This window comes from Pseudomonas sp. NPDC089401 (assembly GCF_044749485.1).
Taxonomy (GTDB): Bacteria; Pseudomonadota; Gammaproteobacteria; order Pseudomonadales; family Pseudomonadaceae; genus Aquipseudomonas.
The window spans coordinates 132940-150073 of the sequence record NZ_JBIVIA010000009.1 but is presented as its reverse complement, the minus strand read 5'-3'; the positions used below and the strand labels follow the sequence as shown (position 1 = coordinate 150073).

The window sequence follows — 17134 nt, the reverse complement described above, 5'->3', positions numbered from 1 at the left end:
GCCGGCGGAACCGGCCAAGCTAGCAGTCAGACCAGGACAGCACTCCAAGCCCACAATTTCCCACGTTCCAGAACTTGGGGCGCGCCCTGGGCCTATTTTTTGGAGTTCTCATCCAGCCATTTGATCGCCTCCTCGGCTCTGGCTTTGGTGGCTATGGCTGCGGTCTCGGAAAAAATCTTAGCGATGTTGCCCCAATGCCCCCCCCATAGACCAGTTGTTGGCAACCCTAGCGCTTGTTTAATAAGTGTCGAGTCGCTCTTCTCTAGGACATCCCTTGCGACCTTACAGAGCTCAGCATTCCTAACCATCGCTAGTCTGACGTTCAGATTCTCATCGCTAGCGAGAGCGACTTGCATGTAATCGGGAAGCCCTGGTCGGCTCGCAAGATCCTTCTTGAACTCGACAGATTTTTCATCCAACTCCTTCAGTATCGAGTTGTCATCAACCACTCGAGCCATGTCCAAATACGTACTGACTTGCCCATGATTGGACTCAAGCACGAGCGACCGCGCGGCCTCGGTAAGCCGCGGATTGTTGGCAAGTGCATCAAGGACTCCATCGTCCTCGTCCTCGGCGAGTGTCATCTGGAGACTCTCCGGTAGATCGGAATTTCCTGCAACAGACTGTCTCACCAGTTGGTTGTCATCCTCCGCTAGGGCCATCATGGTGTCGTGGCTTAATCCAGCGCATTTAGCGAGGTTTATTTTTTGCTTATCCCGGAGTCGGGGAAAAATGTTCTCCATTGCCGCATTGCAAAGGCTTGGATTGGCGGCGAGTGCCTCTCCGACTTGGTTGGCGTACTCATAGCTGAGCTTGAGTTGATGTGCCTCGGGTAAACCAATGCACCCAGCGAGAGCCGCACGGACTTTTACGTCATCATCAGCGATGAGAAATTCAGCCAGCCCAAGCGCATGCCCACTTTTGGCAATTGCGAAACGGATCCCTGCTTCAAAGCTTCTGTCCTTAAGATGGTGCGAGAGGAGATCCAGCGGGGCGTTCTGATTTTCACTGGCTAGCTGGAGCAGCTCCGAATTGAAGTCTGGCGCCCCAGGCCGGATGTTGATCCGAATTGACAGCAGGCGCTCAGGGCAACGCGGATTGGCGTAGACCGCCTTCTGAACGGCAATCTGTGGGTCTGTGACCAATTTTTCGAGGAGGTCAGTTGGGCAATCTCTTGATTTAGCCACATCCTCACGTTTGAGCTGGTTAGGGTCGTCCGCCATACGAATCATCTGGGCGACGCTCATGCCTCCCTGATTAGACGCAGGACGTAATTTCAGCTTTTCGAATAGCTCCTCATAGCGACCTACTTGCTCCCGGAGCGTCTCTCGCAGCGACACAGTGGATTGAATTGCGTTGAGCAGAAGCTGCTGATCCAGAGCTTTGTTGTCAATGAATGCGGTCGTGACTGCCTCCCCAACCGCATTCTCAATATCCGCTCCGCAGTAATCGCGGCAGGCATCCACTAGCACATCAAGATCCAGACCTTCGCTGGTCTGCTTCGCTTTGGTCAGGTGAATCTCAAGGATCGATTTCCGCTCTTCTCCGCTAGGAAAGCCCACGTAGAAAATTTCATCAAACCGCCCTTTCCGAAGCAGCTCTGGAGGAAGAGCTGTGATGTCGTTCGCTGTAGCGATGACAAAGACTGCTCCGGACTTTTCCTGCATCCATGTAAGAAAATAACCCAAGAGCCGCGATGACACCTCGGAGCCTGAATTGCCCATACCGACGAACGCTTTCTCGAGCTCATCAACCCAAAGGATGCAGGGACTGACTGTCTCCGCCATCGACAATGCACGACGCATATTGTGCTCTGACTCGCCTACGTACTTACCGAGAAGGGAGCCAATGTCCAAGCGCAGCAGGGGCATCTGGAACAGGTCAGCTGCAACCTTTGCAGTTAATGATTTGCCGCAGCCAGGCATACCGGCGATGAGCACTCCTTTGGGTGGAGTAACGCCGCTCGCGAGTGCCTGATCCAATCGCTGGAGTACCTGGCCACGTTGCTGCAGCCACTCCTTGAGTCGGTGTAGACCTCCGATATCAGAAGCACGTACGTTCGCGTCGACCATCTCCAGGACACCGCTCTTGGCGATGATCTGCTTCTTCTCGGAGAGAATCATAGCGAAATCGGATTGAGTGATCGGCTCACCTGGTCTCACGGCCATTCTGAGTACCTGCCGCACCTCCCTAGCGGTCAGCCCGCTTAAGCCAGAGATGATGCCTGCACTCAAATGATCGGGGATAACCGCCTCGTTCTCTGTGAGAATCTCACTGAGTAATTGGCGAATGGTGCCACGGTCTGGCAGGGGCAAATTCAGCAATGTGACTAGGGACTCAAGCGAGCTAGGGATCGCGAATGCCACTCCTACCAGAAGCACAACACACTGGGCGTTGTGATGCCGTTCAATTCGATTTAACAGCTGCTTGAGGCGAGCCGCGGCGAGAGGGTTCTGCTCAAGTGCCTGATTCGCGTCCTTTACAACGATGAGGCAGCCATCGAGTTCGTCATCATCGAGTAATTCGAGCAGGCACGTCTCGAGATCTGTCCGCGCTGAACGCAAATCAGAAGCGAGCGGTCGTTTGGTATCAAATTTTACCCATCCGTGCCCCATGTTCCACTCTTGGACGCGCCTCATGGACAGTGCTGGTACTAGGTCTCTGATGAAATCATCGACGCGCTCTTCCTCGGTGCTGACAAGATAGATTGCTGGGGATCCTGCATGGACATGCTGACAGAGCTGTTGCTTTAGGTTACTCATCATTGATCACCAGAACTTTAATGCGTCGAAGACTTTGTTTGCGACACGGCTCGCACCTTCGCAGACTGCAGCAACGGTACTAACGACTACCTTGGCGCCCGCCTTGACGATTCGTTTGCCTGCCTCGTAGATCGCCTCCCCAGCAACATTTCCTGCGAGGCCCCCAACAACGCCGCCAATTACCCCCCCGGCGGCGATACCGACAGGGCCGAAGCAAGCACCAAGTGCAGCTCCCTCCGATGCCCCTTTTGTTGCAGCCAAGAGTGAAACTACCCCGCTGGTACTGACCTGCCCCATTGCGTCTACCGCCTCAGTACCGCTGAGCTCGCCCTTCGCAAAGCGGTAGAGACACTTGGCATTTTCCAGACCGAGGTGTGCCATGTTCGCGATTACACCTGCTGGGGTGTTCTTACCAACCTTAAGCCAGCCATTTTTCACTGCGACGACTAGCGCGCCGCTTACAGCAACTTGAACCCCGGCCTGCGTTGCTCCCTTGGCACTGCTGCTCAGGAACTCCTGCAAGTCTTCTGTCAGCGCAGCGTTTTCTTGCCCACTAAGACCATTCCAGATTCTGCGTCCTAGGACTCGAATCCCTTGTAAGCCAGCAACGAGTCCAGCACTGATCAATGCCTGTTTGCCGATCTGCTTTGCAACCGTCAGTCGGTTAGCATCACTCCATTCGTATTGACGTGCTTCTTGCTCGCGCTGAGCACGCTCCTGCAACTGCTTGGCTTCTTCCTTGGTGAGCGGCCGTGAGCTGACGCCATCGATACTGATGGTTTCGCTGGAGTTATGTACTTCATCTCCGTGCCCCTTGGGTACGAGCTTGCGCTGCCCTCGGTAATCGCCCTTCTCGAACAGAGCGCCGGTGGACTCAGCGTCCTGACCGTACTTGGACTGATAACGGCGAACCAGCTTTCCGTTCTTATCGTAGATCCCAATATCCATCGAGTTCTTGCCGAACCCACCATTCCCGGCTTCAGGCGTTAACACCTTTGCTCGGTATGAGCTTCCTTGGGCAGCAGCGTCGATATTGAAGGTCGAAGCATGGTGTTGCTCAGCAATGAAGCCATCAAGGTTATAGGCCTGGCTGACCCCTCCGTCCTTACGAAGGATGGTGCTCAACGCATCATTGGTTGCGTCCGCTAGGGCACGATCAATACGAGCCGCATAGGCTGTCAGCTCTACGTTGCCTTGAGTTGCGGCGCTCTCCTCAAGGCGTCGAGCTAACCAGCTGGATTCGCTGTTACCCTTCTCGAGATGGGTTTGAAGCGAGCCATGGAGCCGATTTGCGACCTCAGTGCTTTCAATGATCTCAAGTGCAATTTCCCGAGCTTCCCCAGGATGATTCCAGCTCAAGACATGTCTCTGAAGCTCTTGAGTCAGCCAATGATCTAAGGGAACGAGGTCTTTATGCTTTTCGTAGGACTTGAGAAACGAGGTGACCATGGCCCCCGTTTGCAGAGCGGCTGCGTCATTGGAAAACCCTTCAACTCCAAGACGGTCTGCTTGAAGCTCTTGTTGCCCTTGATCCTGCAATGCTTCTGGATCGACGAAATGCTGATGTTGATGGAGGATAGAAAGATCAGTCATTTGTGAGTCCGTTCCCATGATGGCAAATGGCACTATTTTAACATCAAATAGACACTATCGACGCACCGGTGTTAATCCGCATGCGGGCGTCGGAAGCTCTAAGCTTCTTACTCATTTCACGGATTCTTTCCTCCCTCGGACGCGCTTGTCACGATGCGGTCGATCGGCTTGGAGGGATTTGGGTAAGGGCGGCTCCCGAAGCGCGTGTGCTCAAATCGCCAGCTCAGTACACAAGTAGCAATGTCCTTTTGCTATCGTGTGCGTCATTGCTAATGGCGGACAGATAATGGATAGAGCTGTAGCGGAATTTCTGCGGAAGAAGAAAGATGATCTCCCGTCTCTTTACGATTGGACGTTCGATGACCACTTCGCGAGCTCAGAGTTTGGTATCGATTTTTCAGGAAAAAACTCTTTCGAACGCACCCTTGAGCTGAAAGCAGGTCTTAGAGATCTTGTGCTCTCAACCTGCTGCGAAGCTGAGCATGGCCGAGTAGCGACCTATTTCATCAAGGTGTGGGGTGGCATTACGCGCTTTTCGAAGGTCAACGAGACGCTGGAGCTCTTCTCCTCTCACCGGGGCTCCACAACGATGCCAGCTGGGTTTAAGCCGTCCTTCAAGCTCATCAGCAGTTGGTCAAAATGGGCGTCTATAGTCTGCCCAGATTGGGCATGTATCTATGATGCTCGCGTTGCGTACTCTCTGAACGCCATCAATTACCTCACAGGTGCGAAGCATCCTATTTTCCCGATGCCTGAAGGTCGCAACACGCGGCTGAAGATGCTGGACATCACCACACTGCTGCTGGCAGAGCGGTTGATCCCTGGGGAAGGCAGTGATCCAAAAAGCATGAGAAAAAAGCATTTTGTATCAGATCAAGATGCATACCTTCTGTACCTTTCCATCGTGCGCAAGGTGAGCAAGGATCTCTGGGGAGATGACAGGCACATCCATGAGGTAGAGATGCTGCTCTTTGCTTTGGCTGATGGTGAAATCTACCGAGAGGTATTCAACCGCCTCGCAATGAATTGAAATCGATTCCCCAAACGTACCAGAGCAAGGGCAATGGTTAGCAGAATCCCGAATGCTTGCGTGCCCCTTCGAAATCGCAAACGCCCCGTTTTTCTTAAGCGCCAAGCAATTGGTCGAATTAACGATGATCACGCGGGTGACTTGAGCGGGTTCGACAAGTCAGGGAGAGCTTTTGGGGGGCCACGTATTAGCCGACCGCCGTCGATTCAACGTGCCGCTTTCTCCCCTAACGGCGCGCCGCTATTGATTTTTCGGGAGCGGCCCTCCGAGCGCACCTAGCTGATAGTCTGTCACCGCTTGGAACTGTAGCTCGGCAATCATCCGTAAGCGCTCCAACTCCACACCCGTGACGCCGCCGGATTGAGCCTCGTGATACCGCTTCAAGGCCTCGACGGCCTCGGTGTACATCGGGTCATCCGGCATCAAGACCTTGCTGAGTTCCCTCGGCTTCATTTTCACTTCCCTCACGTTGGGATAGGCAGACTGGAGTCGATGACGACAACCTGATGGTTTTCGGAGCCAGGATCATCGACCTCTCCCAGGAACCAGCTGAGAGACTCGTAACCCATGATTCGCCCTTTGCGCACGACGTCCGGGTTACACGCAATGGCGTCTTCCAATGCTGAGCAGTCAGATCGCGGAATCAAAACTTGTAGGTCAGGGTCGTACTTGCGGAGCTCTTCGATCAACTCGCCCACATTCACATTCTTGTCCTCAAGTAGCGGCCCAGTGGAGACCGATGGCGACGTCATTCAAGGTATACGCATGGACGCTCTCATTTTCCAGCCGTGGTAGGCTGGAAGCTGAATACGTAGCCTCCTATCGAGATAGCCATCCGACGAGACTGAAGCATGACGCTCAAAGCCTCCTTCGCCAGCGTGCTTCGTGCACTGCGTAGCAAGCGCAATATCACCCAGAGAGATTTCGCTGACACTACTAGCCGTACCTACCTTTCCAAGCTGGAGCTGGGTAAATCGAGCATCACTCTGGACAAGCTCGATCAGGTCAGTCGGCGCCTGGAGCTCAGTCCAATTACCCTCCTCACCCTAACGCTCAGTGAGGAAACCGGTAAGCCTCCTTCTGAGCTGATTTCCAAGCTGCAGTTAGAGATCGCAGGTCTGCAGCAGGAAGATGGCTTGCCTGGCCTTCGAGTGATCCCAGAGCTGGGCCACCAAGTGCGTCTCTTGCCTCGTAGAGCCAGGAGCGGTCATGAGTCGAACTGCATGCAGGCAGAGCTCGCCTTCGTGGATTGACCGTCCGTATCAAATGTACGTGTCGGTAGGCCAAGCATCGCCTTACCGTCATCACAAGTTCAAAGTGAGAGCTGGTGAATAGCGGATAAACCACAGAACGAATCCGTACCGCCAATTACCGCGGGAAGGTATCAAGCAGGGCCGGCGCCCTCAACCAGGTAATGCGCATCTCAGTGCGCATCTCATCATGACGTTGAGCCTAGATCTGCAAGGCATCGCCGAGCATCTGGGCATCCATCCCTCACAGTCATGCATGGACGAGATCGAGACTGCTCTGCATGCAGAGATCGACTCCATCGGGGCATACTCTGACGCGATCAAAGTAACCGTCATGCTCCAGGAGCGTGGTGTTGTTGTTGGGATTTGCAGCAACCTCGTCAAACCCTACGGCGCGGCGGTGAAGCGGCTTTTCACGAGGCGGAGCCAAGGTGTAACGATAAAAGACATGGGCTAGTCGACGACGACCTTGAGGTTGATCACAAGCCAATAGACTGCTAGGGAAGAAGCCACAATAGGGGAAGGTAGCACGGCGCCAGGCGCTTCTGGCTGGGAAACCGCTCTATCTTGCCGGCTGAGAGCGAGTTGATACTCAGAGAGGGTATTGCCAATGTACGCCCCCTGCCCTATGATTGCCCCGAGGCGGTGATGGTCGCCTGGCGCCTGTTTCGCGAAGCAATAGCCCATCAGATACATCCTTCCGCATCATCTCGGCATGTCCCTAAACAGACGCTGCCCGGTTAACAGGCAATCGGTACCCAAAGCGTCGACGGTTTTGGAGCTATTGCCGTGTCTGACTTTTCCCCGCTCAACATTTTCAAAGATCAAGCCAAGAAGCATGCTCGTAAGTTCGGCATGAAGCTTTCTACTGCTCAGATTATGCTCGCACGGAAAGCTGGATTTGCTACCTACCACGAGCTCTCGGTCGTCGCTAAGCGGAACGCCCAAGATCCTCGTTTGATGCTCGCTGCGTTCGGCGTTACTGATTTCGCTAGAGCGATCCATGCTGACAATGTTTACTCCAAATTCGAGTTAGAGCTTGAAAGACAGCTCTCAGTGGAGATTTCGGAAACCAACGCAAGCGCCTTCACCATCACTGAACTCTATACGCATACCCATTGTTACAATCAGAGAATGGGCTTGCTGGACTTGCACGTATCGTTCTCTTACGGGGGAAAGCAAGACCCCAACCTTCCCTATTATGGGAGAGCCTTCTTCGTACAGGCAGCGATTGACCTTGTGCTACGCGATGGCAAATGGTCAATTGCAGAGGACGGCGTAATCATCACCCATCTGGAGAACGAAGCTGATCATGACCAAAAATTGGGATGGGACGCTTGGGGGCACACGAACGGGGTCGACGATCATCACCGCCCTCACGTGACCCTGGCTCAAGCCTTGTCTAACGATTTGTGCCTCTCATTCACTGACGCTGAGAGCACGGCAATTGCCAAACTCACTGCCAACGCGTTGAAAGACGACAAGGGCTCTTATTGGATTGATATTGAGCCCGTTTTCAAAGGAGCGACTAAAGCACTTCTGCTGGGGAAGTACGGTACGTTTAAATTTAAAATCGATCCGAAATCTTTCGGCGATGAGCTACCAGGCATGTGAGGGCTCTACTAGCATGGCCGGCTTCTAGACAGCCGGCCATCAGCACAGTCTTCGGCTTAGAGCGACCGTATCCAGCTTCACGGTAGTGAGTGCTAACCAAGTCAGCCGCCGTCTTGAGCTGAGTCCGCTGACGCTCTTGAACCTGAGTCTGAGTGAAGAAAGCCGAGAGCATCCTGACGATCTAATCGCGTGCGTGCGCGCTGAGATTGCAAATCTGCAGCACGGTGGGAGGCTCGGCCTACGTTGGTCAACCTCGGCTTGGTTGAAAGCTCAGTTGCAAGAATGCGTTGGGCAAGAACTGGTGAAATCGGCGCAACTGAACAGAAAGGCCATCCTTACGTGTCGTTGTTGTAGTGCCATGGCCTTGTACGCGATCTGCTTGAAGCAGAAGGTCAGCGCCTGATGGCCCACTCAAGCAACTTCTACCCGGGATAGTCTCATCCTGGACGATCAGTGTGCTGTATTGCCTGCTTGAAGTTGATACCTAGCCTTGCTCAACTCTGCCTCAGCCTGCTGAAGCTCGTTCTTGATACCTGTCCACGTTAATACCAATGTGGCGATCTTCTCCCGAGAGGCCGTCAGCTCTTCTCCCATAAGAGCGAGCTCGCTCTCCAGCAAAAGGCACTGATGCTCGAGCAGCTCCTCTCGGGAAAAAAAGGAAAATCGGTCGTCGGCGGCTTGTTCTGGGTTCGTCATAACGGTCATCGCTGCTGAGGATACAAATGTTCTCCTGGCGAGCTTAGCCGCATATACTGTATGTATCAACAGTGTCTTGGTGTTGGGGCGACCTCTGCGTCCACGCTGCCACTGTCGAAGCAGCCGGTTTCGAATCTGTAAGTGCAGAAAATCGACGCGGGTGGATGCAGGCTGTCAGCTCAAGCGGAGGAGCTGTACATGTCACTAAAGTCATCATTCGCCATTGGTCTTCGCGCGCTTCGCAGCAAGCGGAACATCTCGCAGCGAGATTTCGGTGATACGAGCCGGACGTTCCTGTCCAAGCTGGAGGGTGCTCGAGCAAGCATCACGTTGGACAAGCTCGAGCAGGTGAGTCAACGCCTGGAGTTGAGTCCATTGACCATACTGACCCTCACCCTGAGCGAGCAGACCGGTAGGCCTCCAGTGGATCTCATTAACAGCCTGCGCTGCGAAATCGAGCACCTGCAAGGTGATGGCGGTGTACCTGGGCTGGACGTTGCTTCCGATGGCCGCTCACGTTCCCCTGATAGCTGCGCGACAGTTCGTCTGTGCGGTGGATTACTCTGATGATTCAGGGTAGACGATCAGAGCAATCATCTCAGGAACCAACGCGCGCGCATCCTGCTCGTACCCTTCCCCCCACCGGTGCGACCAATCTTGAGGGGATCCGTCCTGCTCCCACTCGGCCAAGGCAAGGGCATTGAGGATCTCCATCTCAAACCAGAGGGCCTGCCACCCTTCTCCATCTGTTACCAAGGCGGGGTGTTGCCAGACGAACTCAGTCTGCGCCACGAAGCGCGACCAGCTCATCAGATCTTGAGGTGCTTCATGAGCCAGTATCCTTAGCGCCGAAAATGTCAGCACGAGTTTCCCCCAGAGAAAACGAACACACTACTCTGCATTCTGCCAGAGAGAGCGCTCTCTTCACGATCTCTCCCTTTCGCATGGCTATCCCATACGGTGCCATGCCAGCATGGCGCAACCCAAGCAACGTAAGCCAAGGAAGGAGAGTCAATGAAGAACGTCAGGCTGATACGCCACGGTGAGAGCGCCGCCAACGCTGGCGAGCCAACTAGGGATCACGCAAGCATTCCTTTGACGGCAAAAGGCCTGGAGCAAGCCCGCAACGTCGCGCAGTCGATCACCAGCGCCCCAGGGCTCATTCTCGCCTCACCGTTCCTTCGCGCCCAAGCTACCGCGCTGGCCACCACGGCACTCTATCCCGAGGCTGCTTTCGAAACTTGGCCGGTTCACGAATTCACCTACCTGGCGCCAGCACGCTGTGTAGATACGACGGTCGCACAGCGGCGGGGTTGGGTCGAGGCTTTCTGGCAGAGATCAGATCCTGCCTTTTCGGACGGTGTAGGAGCAGAGTCTTTCCATGATCTCGTGGCCAGGGCTGTGCATTTCCTTGACCTAATCGCAGAACACTCGGCCAATGAGATCGTGGTGTTTTCGCATGGTCAGTACCTTAACACCGTGCGCTGGCTACTCGAGAAAAAGCCGCAGGTGATTGACGGTGAAGCAATGCTGGATTGGCGTGAGTACGAGATAGCGAACCATATCCCGAATTGCCAGGGGTTCTCGCTCAGCCGGCATACGGACGGAAAAAACTGGGCTCTCGGTCGTTGAATACGTCAACTACGAACGTCAGCTTTTTGCTGACCTTATCTTCACGCCCTTTTCACATGCGATGCCTGCTCGAGCAGTTGGTCAATCGTCTCATTCCACTGTTGGAGCGGTGAAATGTCCGGTGCGCCATACCGTGCAGCTAGCTCCGACTGAGCATTGGTTGTCGTGTGAATCCTCCAAATTAAGACGAAATATTTTCGTCTGAGCGCCAGCTCAGCGCTCTCCATAATGATCCCTTTTGGGATCATTAACCCCTGAAAACGCCCTTAATGTTCCCATATGGGATCATTACGCGGGGCGTTGCTGAAGGGGCCGTTTTCCTCGACGAATGAGTTCCAGGAGGGGAAAATAGGTGGGTTATCGACTTAACGATAATGGCACCAGAGACGTACCCTGCCCCATGAATTCTAAGGTTCTCCAGTTACCGAAAAATCTCCACGGTCGTGACTTTGTAGTCGGAGACATCCACTTCAAAATCACAGACCTCCACCGCGGGCTGCACGCATTGGGCTTCGATAAAGCTAAGGATCGGCTGATCGCTGTGGGCGATCTGATTGACCGCGGGCCTGGTGTATTGGATGGGCTGAAGCTGCTCGGCGAGCCTTGGTTCTTCAGCGTCCAAGGCAACCACGAGCGAATGCTGATCGACGCTTATGAGGCTAATCCCAACGCTCGCTATTCTGCGCATGGCGCGGGCTGGTGGATGACGATTGCTGATGAGTCCAAAGCGATGATCATTGGGAAGCTCCGGAGCTTGCCGATCGCCATTGAGGTTCAGTCGGATCGAGGTGTTGTGGGTGTCGTGCATGCTGATGTGCCGACGGGCATGGCCTGGTCTACCTTCCTTGAGCAACTCGGGAATCCTGCAATGGAGGAGATCGCTCTGTGGGGGCGAGATCGGATCGTTAAGCACCATCGTGAAGGCGTCCCGGGCGCATGGCGAGTCTGCACCGGCCATACATGGATTCCACGGCCATTAAGGTTAGGCAACGTGTTGGCGCTGGATGTCACCGGCGGCGGCGATGGCTCCCTGGCCATCTACAGCATTCAGGAAGACAAAATCTTCATTGATGGTGTTGCTACCTCTATCGACCAGGCTGATTGCCTGAGCGAGCAGCTCCAGGAGCTTGAGCGGCGTGCCGGGGCTCTCAAAACGACGGTGAACAGTAACAAGCTCATCGAGACGCAGGTAATGGCGGCGGAGCTGGAGTCGGTTGCGAAGCTGGTCAATTCGATGTGGCAAGACGTTCGCGAAGGTGTTGAGGAGCAACAACGGCTGGTAAACGCGCTGCATGGGCTGAGCCTTGCGACTGGTGAGCGCCGGGGCGCCAAGCTCGACGAGCTATGTGCTAGGCATGAGAACACTCAGGTCGAAGCGCTTCTTCGACGGTTGTTAGGTTGAGAGGTTTGCATGGAGTACGTGATGAGCATAAGCCAGGCGCGTCGGCGTTTTCGTCGTGTGCTCAAGCTTGCAGAGAAAGGCAACACGTTCATTCTGACAAGGTGCGGCAAGCCGGTATGTCGGCTTAAGCTCTACGAATAGGTATCTCGAGCATTTCTGGGCGTGCCCGTTGGGCCGGCTCTCGTGAACCAAGCCGCCCGCTTCGCATACGTCTTGGCCCGGAGGGCTTCGATCCTCATGCCTCGCGTGCTCCGCTTGCACGCGGTACGTGTGCCAGATTCAGGTGGAAAATTTTCGGAGATTATTCAGTGGCGACAAGGCCGCAAGCGCCAGCGATTGATCAAAGGGGCAGATCCTTGCCTCTTCGCCAGCACGTCGCCTAGGAACTCGGACAGTTCTTTCCCAGAGAATTGGTACGTAAGTCATGCTCGGCAAAGTCATCTGCCCTGCTGTACTTGCCGGTTCGACTCGACACCCTGCTGCGTCCTGCGCGCAGCTCCAAACATACCCTTCAGTCTTTCAATGATTTCAGGATACCCAGAGTGACGTGCTGTCTCGAGCCTCTGGATCTTTGCGATCATCCTCGCGATGCTTTCCCTTGCGCGCTGCCGACTTCCTGTCCTTTTCATTGGTGCCTCTAGATGGGTTGGATGGCGTCTCGAGAGCTTCACCCTAGCATCTCGGAAAACGAACCGGCTACCCATCGGACGCAATGATTTGTCCGCGTGCAGCATGTGCTGTATATGCATACAGTATCTATCTCCTGTGCGCAAATCTGATACTCACTGCACGCTGCCGTCTTATAAGTGTCCAGAAAAGGCAGCTCAGTTAGCCTGGGAGGCCCGTGTTCTGGGGCTTACGAGAAAATGAGGGCCTGCGCGGGGATAGTCTGCTCCGTGCTGCTCAATCAGCGCCAGCGATGCAAAATACGCCCAATTGGTACGAGTTTCTCCGTAGCTAATAAATGCACTGTATGCATATACAGCTATATTTGATGTGAGCAGCACTCTCCCGTCCTTACCTGCGCCGTAGCGCCAGCTTAGTTTTCTGGACAATTTTGCGACTCTTCGTGAGCGCTGCTGCTTGCCCCCCTCACTGCCGCGCGATGACCAAACAGGCTGGCTCAGGTAACCTCCAGGAAACGAGTTTCCAGGATATCTCAATGCCCCTCAGTACCATCGTTAAGCTGTTGCGGGAAGCAAAGCACGTCGTCATTTTCACCGGCGCCGGCGTATCCGCTGAAAGTGGAATCCCAACGTTCAGAGATGCATTGACTGGTCTCTGGTCTCAATTCGACCCTGCTCAATTAGCGACAGCCGAAGCGTTCCGTGCGGATCCTGAGCTCTGCTGGGGTTGGTATGAGTGGCGTAGGTTGAAAGTGCTCCAAGCGCAGCCGAATGCAGCTCATCTCGCTATAGCAGAACTCGCTAAGCACGTTCCTAAGCTGACAGTCGTGACCCAGAATGTGGATGACCTGCATGAACGGGCTGGGAGCCAGGACGTGATTCATGTTCACGGTAGCCTTCATTCACCTAGGTGCATTGACTGCGGCAATGCCCACATAGCGCCCCTTCCTTCTGATGACTTACCCGTGGATGGTTGCCGTCTTGAGCCACCGCGGTGCGATGCATGTAATGGGTACGTCAGACCTGGAGTCGTTTGGTTCGGAGAAATGCTTCCGGAAGCAGCCTGGAGCGCTGGCCTTGCGGCTGCAGGTGACTGTGACCTGTTTTTCTCGATCGGTACGTCCGGGGTCGTTTATCCAGCCGCGGAACTGCCCTTGCGTGCCCTAGGGGCTGGTGCCACGGTAGTTCATATCAACCCGGTACGGTTTGAGGTCAGCAGCCAAGAACAATTTCTGGAGGGGCCCGCGTCTTCCATGCAAGCGCTGGTCATGGAGGCTTTCGGATGAGCCCTAATTTGCCGGAATAGGCTGATAGCGTTACCCCATCGGAACGAGTCGCAGCACCCATCACAGGAAAATGGCAGAGCGCTCGACCTCAGACTTGAGGTGGTTAGGGATGTTATTCGCGACGTTGATATCAACCGGTATCCCCAGCATCTCTTCCAGGGCCGACTCAAGATCCAAGATGTCGAAGAGGGAGATCCTCCCTACCCGCTCAGCTGGTATGGTCACGAGGAGGTCGAGGTCGCTGCCTTCAATGTCTTCACCGCGGCAAACGGAGCCGAATATCCGGACGTTCACGAAACCGTAGGACTCGACAGCTTGCTTGATGCCCTCGGTTTTCCCTTCGATGGCGTCGGATGGCTTCATGCTCTGCTCACGTGCTCATCATCCGGAAAAGTGTTTGGCGTAGTAGTCGATCAAGGCGGAAGCTTGGGAGCCCTGTCGAAAAGCCATCTGCCCCTCAATGTCTAGCGAGGGTAGCATGTGTATAAGTTGATCCGCGGCATACAAGCTCAGCACGGCCTGGGGATCAAGGCCATCATTGATACGATTGCTCAGTCGCTTGGCCACTTCAACCACTGCACCAATCATAATATCGGCTAGCTGTACTGCTGGGCTGCTCTTCGAGTCCACTTGGGTCACTGCCGTAAGTTTTAGCGGAAATCGGATACTCGCAATTTTCGACTGTCGAAATTCAGCATGATGAAGGTGGTCGATCTGCTGCTGCAGAAGGTGATGGTAAGTCAGAAGGTTCTTCGACTGATCATGTTCCACACGGTATGCACCATCAGTCATGGCTTCCATCCTGGTGATTAGGGCAATCACAATTTCCAGCGCGATATCTGTAGTCACGCCTGGTGTGGCTATTGCCGCGAGGCATTCTGGTGCAGCGAAGTGAGCCAATGGGCCCATCGCCTCAGGCAGAGCCTGCCATCTGGTTTGGCGGACGCTCGCTACAAGGTTGGCCAGTGCTGCGGGAGTTTTGACCTTTATCGCGTGTTGAAAAGCTCTCTCCAGCGACGCCATGGCCTGCTCGCCTAAAAGTTGCGGGGCGACGTAATACAAGATGGACGCAAGCGAATAATTCTGGCCATTTTTGTAAAAATCGAGATTTCTCTCGTAGTAGAAAGGCTCCACCGCATAGTCAAGGAACTTGAGTAGGAGCAGGAAACGCTTGTTGCATAAATGTGTTGCGCATTTGTGATGGGTCAGGACGTCCCGCATCAGGGCAAGCAAGCGTGGGTGGTTGGCTTTTCGACGGGAGAGTGCTCGGTACTTCAGCTCAGGAGCTTGCAGCTTAGGAAAGTGCTCACGTATCAGGCTAGCAGCCTCATCGTCCGTGATGGCTATGGCTGACGCTCCCTGAAACGGTTGTTCTTGGTTCAACAGGTCGAACCCCGTATAGCCACTCTCGTCGATACGGAAGCATTCCATTGCTTAGCTCCTGGTTGAAGGGAGAAATCAATAATGCACGCGCTGGAGCGCAGAAAAGAATTTCTCTAGGTATGTGCCACTGCCGAAGCCAAATCCTGCGTCGGCTAACGGGGCCCTGAACTCAGGGACAGCCATCTCCTCTGACAATCGCCTTCTTGCTGAGGAAATCATGCCCAAGCGCCCGTGAACCCATCGTTTGAACTGATTTACCCTGATCCCATCGGCTAACGACTCCTCATCTATGTCACGGTACTTGAGTAGCTGAAGTAGGCAGAACAATTCAAAGCGCTCGTAAAGCTGGGTTGGATCGGCAAGCCCTGCGAAGCTTGGCGCCCAAGTTGGCATGAGAACCTCGGCTACGCGATCGTACAGCGTTCTGGACGGAACCAATGACTCCCAAGACCTGCTTCCGGTAAGGTCTTCAAGACAATATGGAGAGAGCTCCTCCGTGAGGGGTATCCTTACGTTGGTTCGATTTGCAATGGGATGCTCCATGAGCGCATACAGGTCAGCTAACCGCCCTGCTTGAGTGAGGCCCAAGCCGTATCCGTAGAAAACAAGGGCAGCCGGATAGCGTTTAAGCTCAATCCATCCTTGATGCCCCACGCGCCTTGCATAAGCCCTAGATAACAGTGTCTGGATCACCTCAAGAATTAGGTTGTGTTCATGCTGTGAACCCCAGCGTCCGATGACTCCGGCTATGCGTGCCAAGGGGTCAGTTGCAGCCTCGTAACGCAGCACCCAATCTCCAAACTCCCCCGTTCCATCGCCATCTGAGTCATACATGTCTGACAATGCAAATGTGGTGCGTTCGACCTCTTTGACGATAAGGTCATCGAGCTGAATGCGATATTCGGATTTGGATAGGTATCGCTTTGCCATCGCGACCGTCAGTTCCACACTGGCGGGGTTGGGCTGGCGAGATGCGTGAATGGTTGCGACCTTTGAGCTGAGCTCCTGGAAGAATGTATCGGCGTCCGGAGCAATTGCGGGCGTAGCTCTTCGATGAGAGACCAGCTCTTGTGCACGCTCAGACAGCTTTCCACGGGTTAGCCAGTAAGATGAGTAGCGTCGGTTGGGCGCACGCATTATTGCTGCACGAAGAGCGCGATCCCAATCGCCAGACCAGCCAGCAACGATCAGTCCGAACTCATCGAGAATTCTGTCAAGCAGGGCATCGAAGGCTGCCGGATATTCACTCAGCTCAGAGTCTGTGTTCAGGATGCGAGCATCCTTGAAATCACCATGAAGCTTGAGGATGTAGCAATCTGTATGGGTTAGCGGTTCCGCGCCAGCAAAGCCATCGGCGGTACTCACTACGGTCGGCTCTAGACCAACATCACGCAGGGCGTTCTCCATCAATCTGTCGAAGTTGGTGGTGATGATCACGCGTACGTGGCCAGACTTTACAAGGTCAGCGATTGCGCGATGGGCCGGAGTGGGAAGCTTGAGACCTTGTTCAAGCTCATCCTCGGTAGGACTGAGAAACCCTTCGATCAGTCGTTGCCGTTCTTTAGGCGTGCTACCAAGCTCTTCCAGCAGGGTGGAATAGTTAGGTTCCTGTTTATGGCGATTGACGTACCAGCTATGCCAATTGCCTTGCTCTCCAGCACCAGCAGCGATCCCCGCCCTCCTCACCAGATCCAAGGTGATTTCCCAGCCAGTTGGAATGCCAGCGCTTCGTGAAACACCCGAGCCCAGCAATACCGCATAGACGCCTGGGTTTTCAAACATAGAAAAAGCGAGCTGGGTGGTCGCGTCAGTGTTGGTGATGCTCATGTGAAAATCCTTGATCAGTAAGCGTCAGGTCTG

General features: G+C 54.4%; 16 protein-coding genes. 8 read left to right on the top strand and 8 right to left on the bottom strand.

The genetic code is table 11. The features are described from left to right. Window positions 1–92: 92 nt before the first annotated feature. Together ACIP21_RS20425 and ACIP21_RS20420 are read right to left on the bottom strand one after the other, a co-directional pair. Window positions 93–2762, bottom strand: coding sequence for an AAA family ATPase (locus ACIP21_RS20425; protein WP_400691249.1), 2670 nt, complete (start codon window positions 2760–2762; stop codon window positions 93–95). Window positions 2763–2768: 6 nt separating this feature from the next. Then, on the bottom strand, window positions 2769–4355 hold the full coding sequence (locus tag ACIP21_RS20420; RefSeq protein ID WP_400691246.1) for a hypothetical protein: 1587 nt from the start codon (window positions 4353–4355) through the stop codon (window positions 2769–2771). Window positions 4356–4641: 286 nt separating this feature from the next. Here ACIP21_RS20420 and ACIP21_RS20415 point away from each other — a divergent pair, with 286 nt between their 5' ends. Further along, window positions 4642–5385, top strand: coding sequence for a hypothetical protein (locus ACIP21_RS20415; protein WP_400691244.1), 744 nt, complete (start codon window positions 4642–4644; stop codon window positions 5383–5385). Window positions 5386–5625: 240 nt separating this feature from the next. On the opposite strand, the gene ACIP21_RS20410 is transcribed toward ACIP21_RS20415, so the two are convergent. Then, window positions 5626–5838 carry a hypothetical protein gene (locus ACIP21_RS20410; RefSeq protein WP_400691660.1) on the bottom strand — a complete coding sequence of 71 codons (213 nt, stop codon included), beginning with the start codon at window positions 5836–5838 and terminating at the stop codon, window positions 5626–5628. Between the two features lie 398 nt (window positions 5839–6236). Between ACIP21_RS20410 and ACIP21_RS20405 the strand changes: the two genes are divergently transcribed. The 3 genes from ACIP21_RS20405 to ACIP21_RS20395 all read left to right on the top strand — a co-directional run bounded on the left by ACIP21_RS20405 (window position 6237) and on the right by ACIP21_RS20395 (window position 8249). Next, a complete protein-coding gene (locus ACIP21_RS20405; protein WP_400691241.1) occupies window positions 6237–6638 on the top strand; it encodes a helix-turn-helix domain-containing protein in 402 nt (133 codons plus the stop codon). 187 nt (window positions 6639–6825) lie between these two features. Beyond that, on the top strand, window positions 6826–7092 hold the full coding sequence (locus ACIP21_RS20400; RefSeq protein ID WP_400691238.1) for a hypothetical protein: 267 nt from the start codon (window positions 6826–6828) through the stop codon (window positions 7090–7092). A 332-nt stretch (window positions 7093–7424) separates the two neighbouring features. After that, entirely contained in the window at window positions 7425–8249 is an 825-nt protein-coding gene (locus ACIP21_RS20395) for a hypothetical protein (RefSeq protein WP_400691235.1), read from the top strand. Between the two features lie 450 nt (window positions 8250–8699). On the opposite strand, the gene ACIP21_RS20390 is transcribed toward ACIP21_RS20395, so the two are convergent. Next, window positions 8700–8945 (bottom strand): hypothetical protein, encoded by a 246-nt coding sequence (locus ACIP21_RS20390; protein WP_400691233.1) that lies wholly within the window; start codon window positions 8943–8945, stop codon window positions 8700–8702. Between the two features lie 198 nt (window positions 8946–9143). On the opposite strand from ACIP21_RS20390, the gene ACIP21_RS20385 reads away from it, so the two are divergent. Continuing rightward, window positions 9144–9512 (top strand): helix-turn-helix transcriptional regulator, encoded by a 369-nt coding sequence (locus tag ACIP21_RS20385; protein WP_400691230.1) that lies wholly within the window; start codon window positions 9144–9146, stop codon window positions 9510–9512. Here ACIP21_RS20385 and ACIP21_RS20380 read toward each other — a convergent pair. After that, on the bottom strand, window positions 9504–9809 hold the full coding sequence (locus ACIP21_RS20380; RefSeq protein WP_400691227.1) for a hypothetical protein: 306 nt from the start codon (window positions 9807–9809) through the stop codon (window positions 9504–9506). The genes ACIP21_RS20385 and ACIP21_RS20380 overlap by 9 nt on opposite strands. A gap of 150 nt (window positions 9810–9959) precedes the next feature. Between ACIP21_RS20380 and ACIP21_RS20375 the strand changes: the two genes are divergently transcribed. The 3 genes from ACIP21_RS20375 to ACIP21_RS20365 all read left to right on the top strand — a co-directional run bounded on the left by ACIP21_RS20375 (window position 9960) and on the right by ACIP21_RS20365 (window position 13891). After that, window positions 9960–10577, top strand: coding sequence for a histidine phosphatase family protein (locus tag ACIP21_RS20375; protein WP_400691225.1), 618 nt, complete (start codon window positions 9960–9962; stop codon window positions 10575–10577). A gap of 400 nt (window positions 10578–10977) precedes the next feature. Next, the gene (locus tag ACIP21_RS20370; RefSeq protein WP_400691222.1) at window positions 10978–11979 is read left to right on the top strand and encodes a metallophosphoesterase; all 1002 of its coding nucleotides are present in this window, start codon (window positions 10978–10980) and stop codon (window positions 11977–11979) included. Between the two features lie 1162 nt (window positions 11980–13141). Then, on the top strand, window positions 13142–13891 hold the full coding sequence (locus ACIP21_RS20365) for an SIR2 family NAD-dependent protein deacylase (protein ID WP_400691219.1): 750 nt from the start codon (window positions 13142–13144) through the stop codon (window positions 13889–13891). A 60-nt stretch (window positions 13892–13951) separates the two neighbouring features. On the opposite strand, the gene ACIP21_RS20360 is transcribed toward ACIP21_RS20365, so the two are convergent. Genes ACIP21_RS20360 through ACIP21_RS20350 form a run of 3 tightly spaced genes read right to left on the bottom strand, consistent with a single transcriptional unit; the run spans window position 13952 to window position 17101 of the window. Continuing rightward, window positions 13952–14254 (bottom strand): nucleotidyltransferase family protein, encoded by a 303-nt coding sequence (locus ACIP21_RS20360; protein WP_400691216.1) that lies wholly within the window; start codon window positions 14252–14254, stop codon window positions 13952–13954. A gap of 18 nt (window positions 14255–14272) precedes the next feature. Further along, window positions 14273–15322 (bottom strand): DUF3800 domain-containing protein, encoded by a 1050-nt coding sequence (locus ACIP21_RS20355; protein WP_400691214.1) that lies wholly within the window; start codon window positions 15320–15322, stop codon window positions 14273–14275. A gap of 27 nt (window positions 15323–15349) precedes the next feature. Next, window positions 15350–17101: an SIR2 family protein gene (locus ACIP21_RS20350; protein ID WP_400691211.1), complete on the bottom strand. Its 1752-nt coding sequence runs from the start codon at window positions 17099–17101 to the stop codon at window positions 15350–15352. Between the last annotated feature and the right edge of the window lie 33 nt (window positions 17102–17134).

Coding starts and splice junctions, on each gene's coding strand:
- ACIP21_RS20360 (WP_400691216.1), bottom strand. CDS start 14,254: ATGAAGCCATCCGACGCCATCGAAGGGAAAACCGAGGGCATCAAGCAA.
- ACIP21_RS20370 (WP_400691222.1), top strand. CDS start 10,978: ATGAATTCTAAGGTTCTCCAGTTACCGAAAAATCTCCACGGTCGTGAC.
- ACIP21_RS20385 (WP_400691230.1), top strand. CDS start 9,144: ATGTCACTAAAGTCATCATTCGCCATTGGTCTTCGCGCGCTTCGCAGC.
- ACIP21_RS20415 (WP_400691244.1), top strand. CDS start 4,642: ATGGATAGAGCTGTAGCGGAATTTCTGCGGAAGAAGAAAGATGATCTC.
- ACIP21_RS20355 (WP_400691214.1), bottom strand. CDS start 15,322: ATGGAATGCTTCCGTATCGACGAGAGTGGCTATACGGGGTTCGACCTG.
- ACIP21_RS20420 (WP_400691246.1), bottom strand. CDS start 4,355: ATGACTGATCTTTCTATCCTCCATCAACATCAGCATTTCGTCGATCCA.
- ACIP21_RS20410 (WP_400691660.1), bottom strand. CDS start 5,838: ATGAAGCCGAGGGAACTCAGCAAGGTCTTGATGCCGGATGACCCGATG.
- ACIP21_RS20350 (WP_400691211.1), bottom strand. CDS start 17,101: ATGAGCATCACCAACACTGACGCGACCACCCAGCTCGCTTTTTCTATG.
- ACIP21_RS20405 (WP_400691241.1), top strand. CDS start 6,237: ATGACGCTCAAAGCCTCCTTCGCCAGCGTGCTTCGTGCACTGCGTAGC.
- ACIP21_RS20375 (WP_400691225.1), top strand. CDS start 9,960: ATGAAGAACGTCAGGCTGATACGCCACGGTGAGAGCGCCGCCAACGCT.
- ACIP21_RS20365 (WP_400691219.1), top strand. CDS start 13,142: ATGCCCCTCAGTACCATCGTTAAGCTGTTGCGGGAAGCAAAGCACGTC.
- ACIP21_RS20400 (WP_400691238.1), top strand. CDS start 6,826: ATGACGTTGAGCCTAGATCTGCAAGGCATCGCCGAGCATCTGGGCATC.
- ACIP21_RS20390 (WP_400691233.1), bottom strand. CDS start 8,945: ATGACGAACCCAGAACAAGCCGCCGACGACCGATTTTCCTTTTTTTCC.
- ACIP21_RS20425 (WP_400691249.1), bottom strand. CDS start 2,762: ATGAGTAACCTAAAGCAACAGCTCTGTCAGCATGTCCATGCAGGATCC.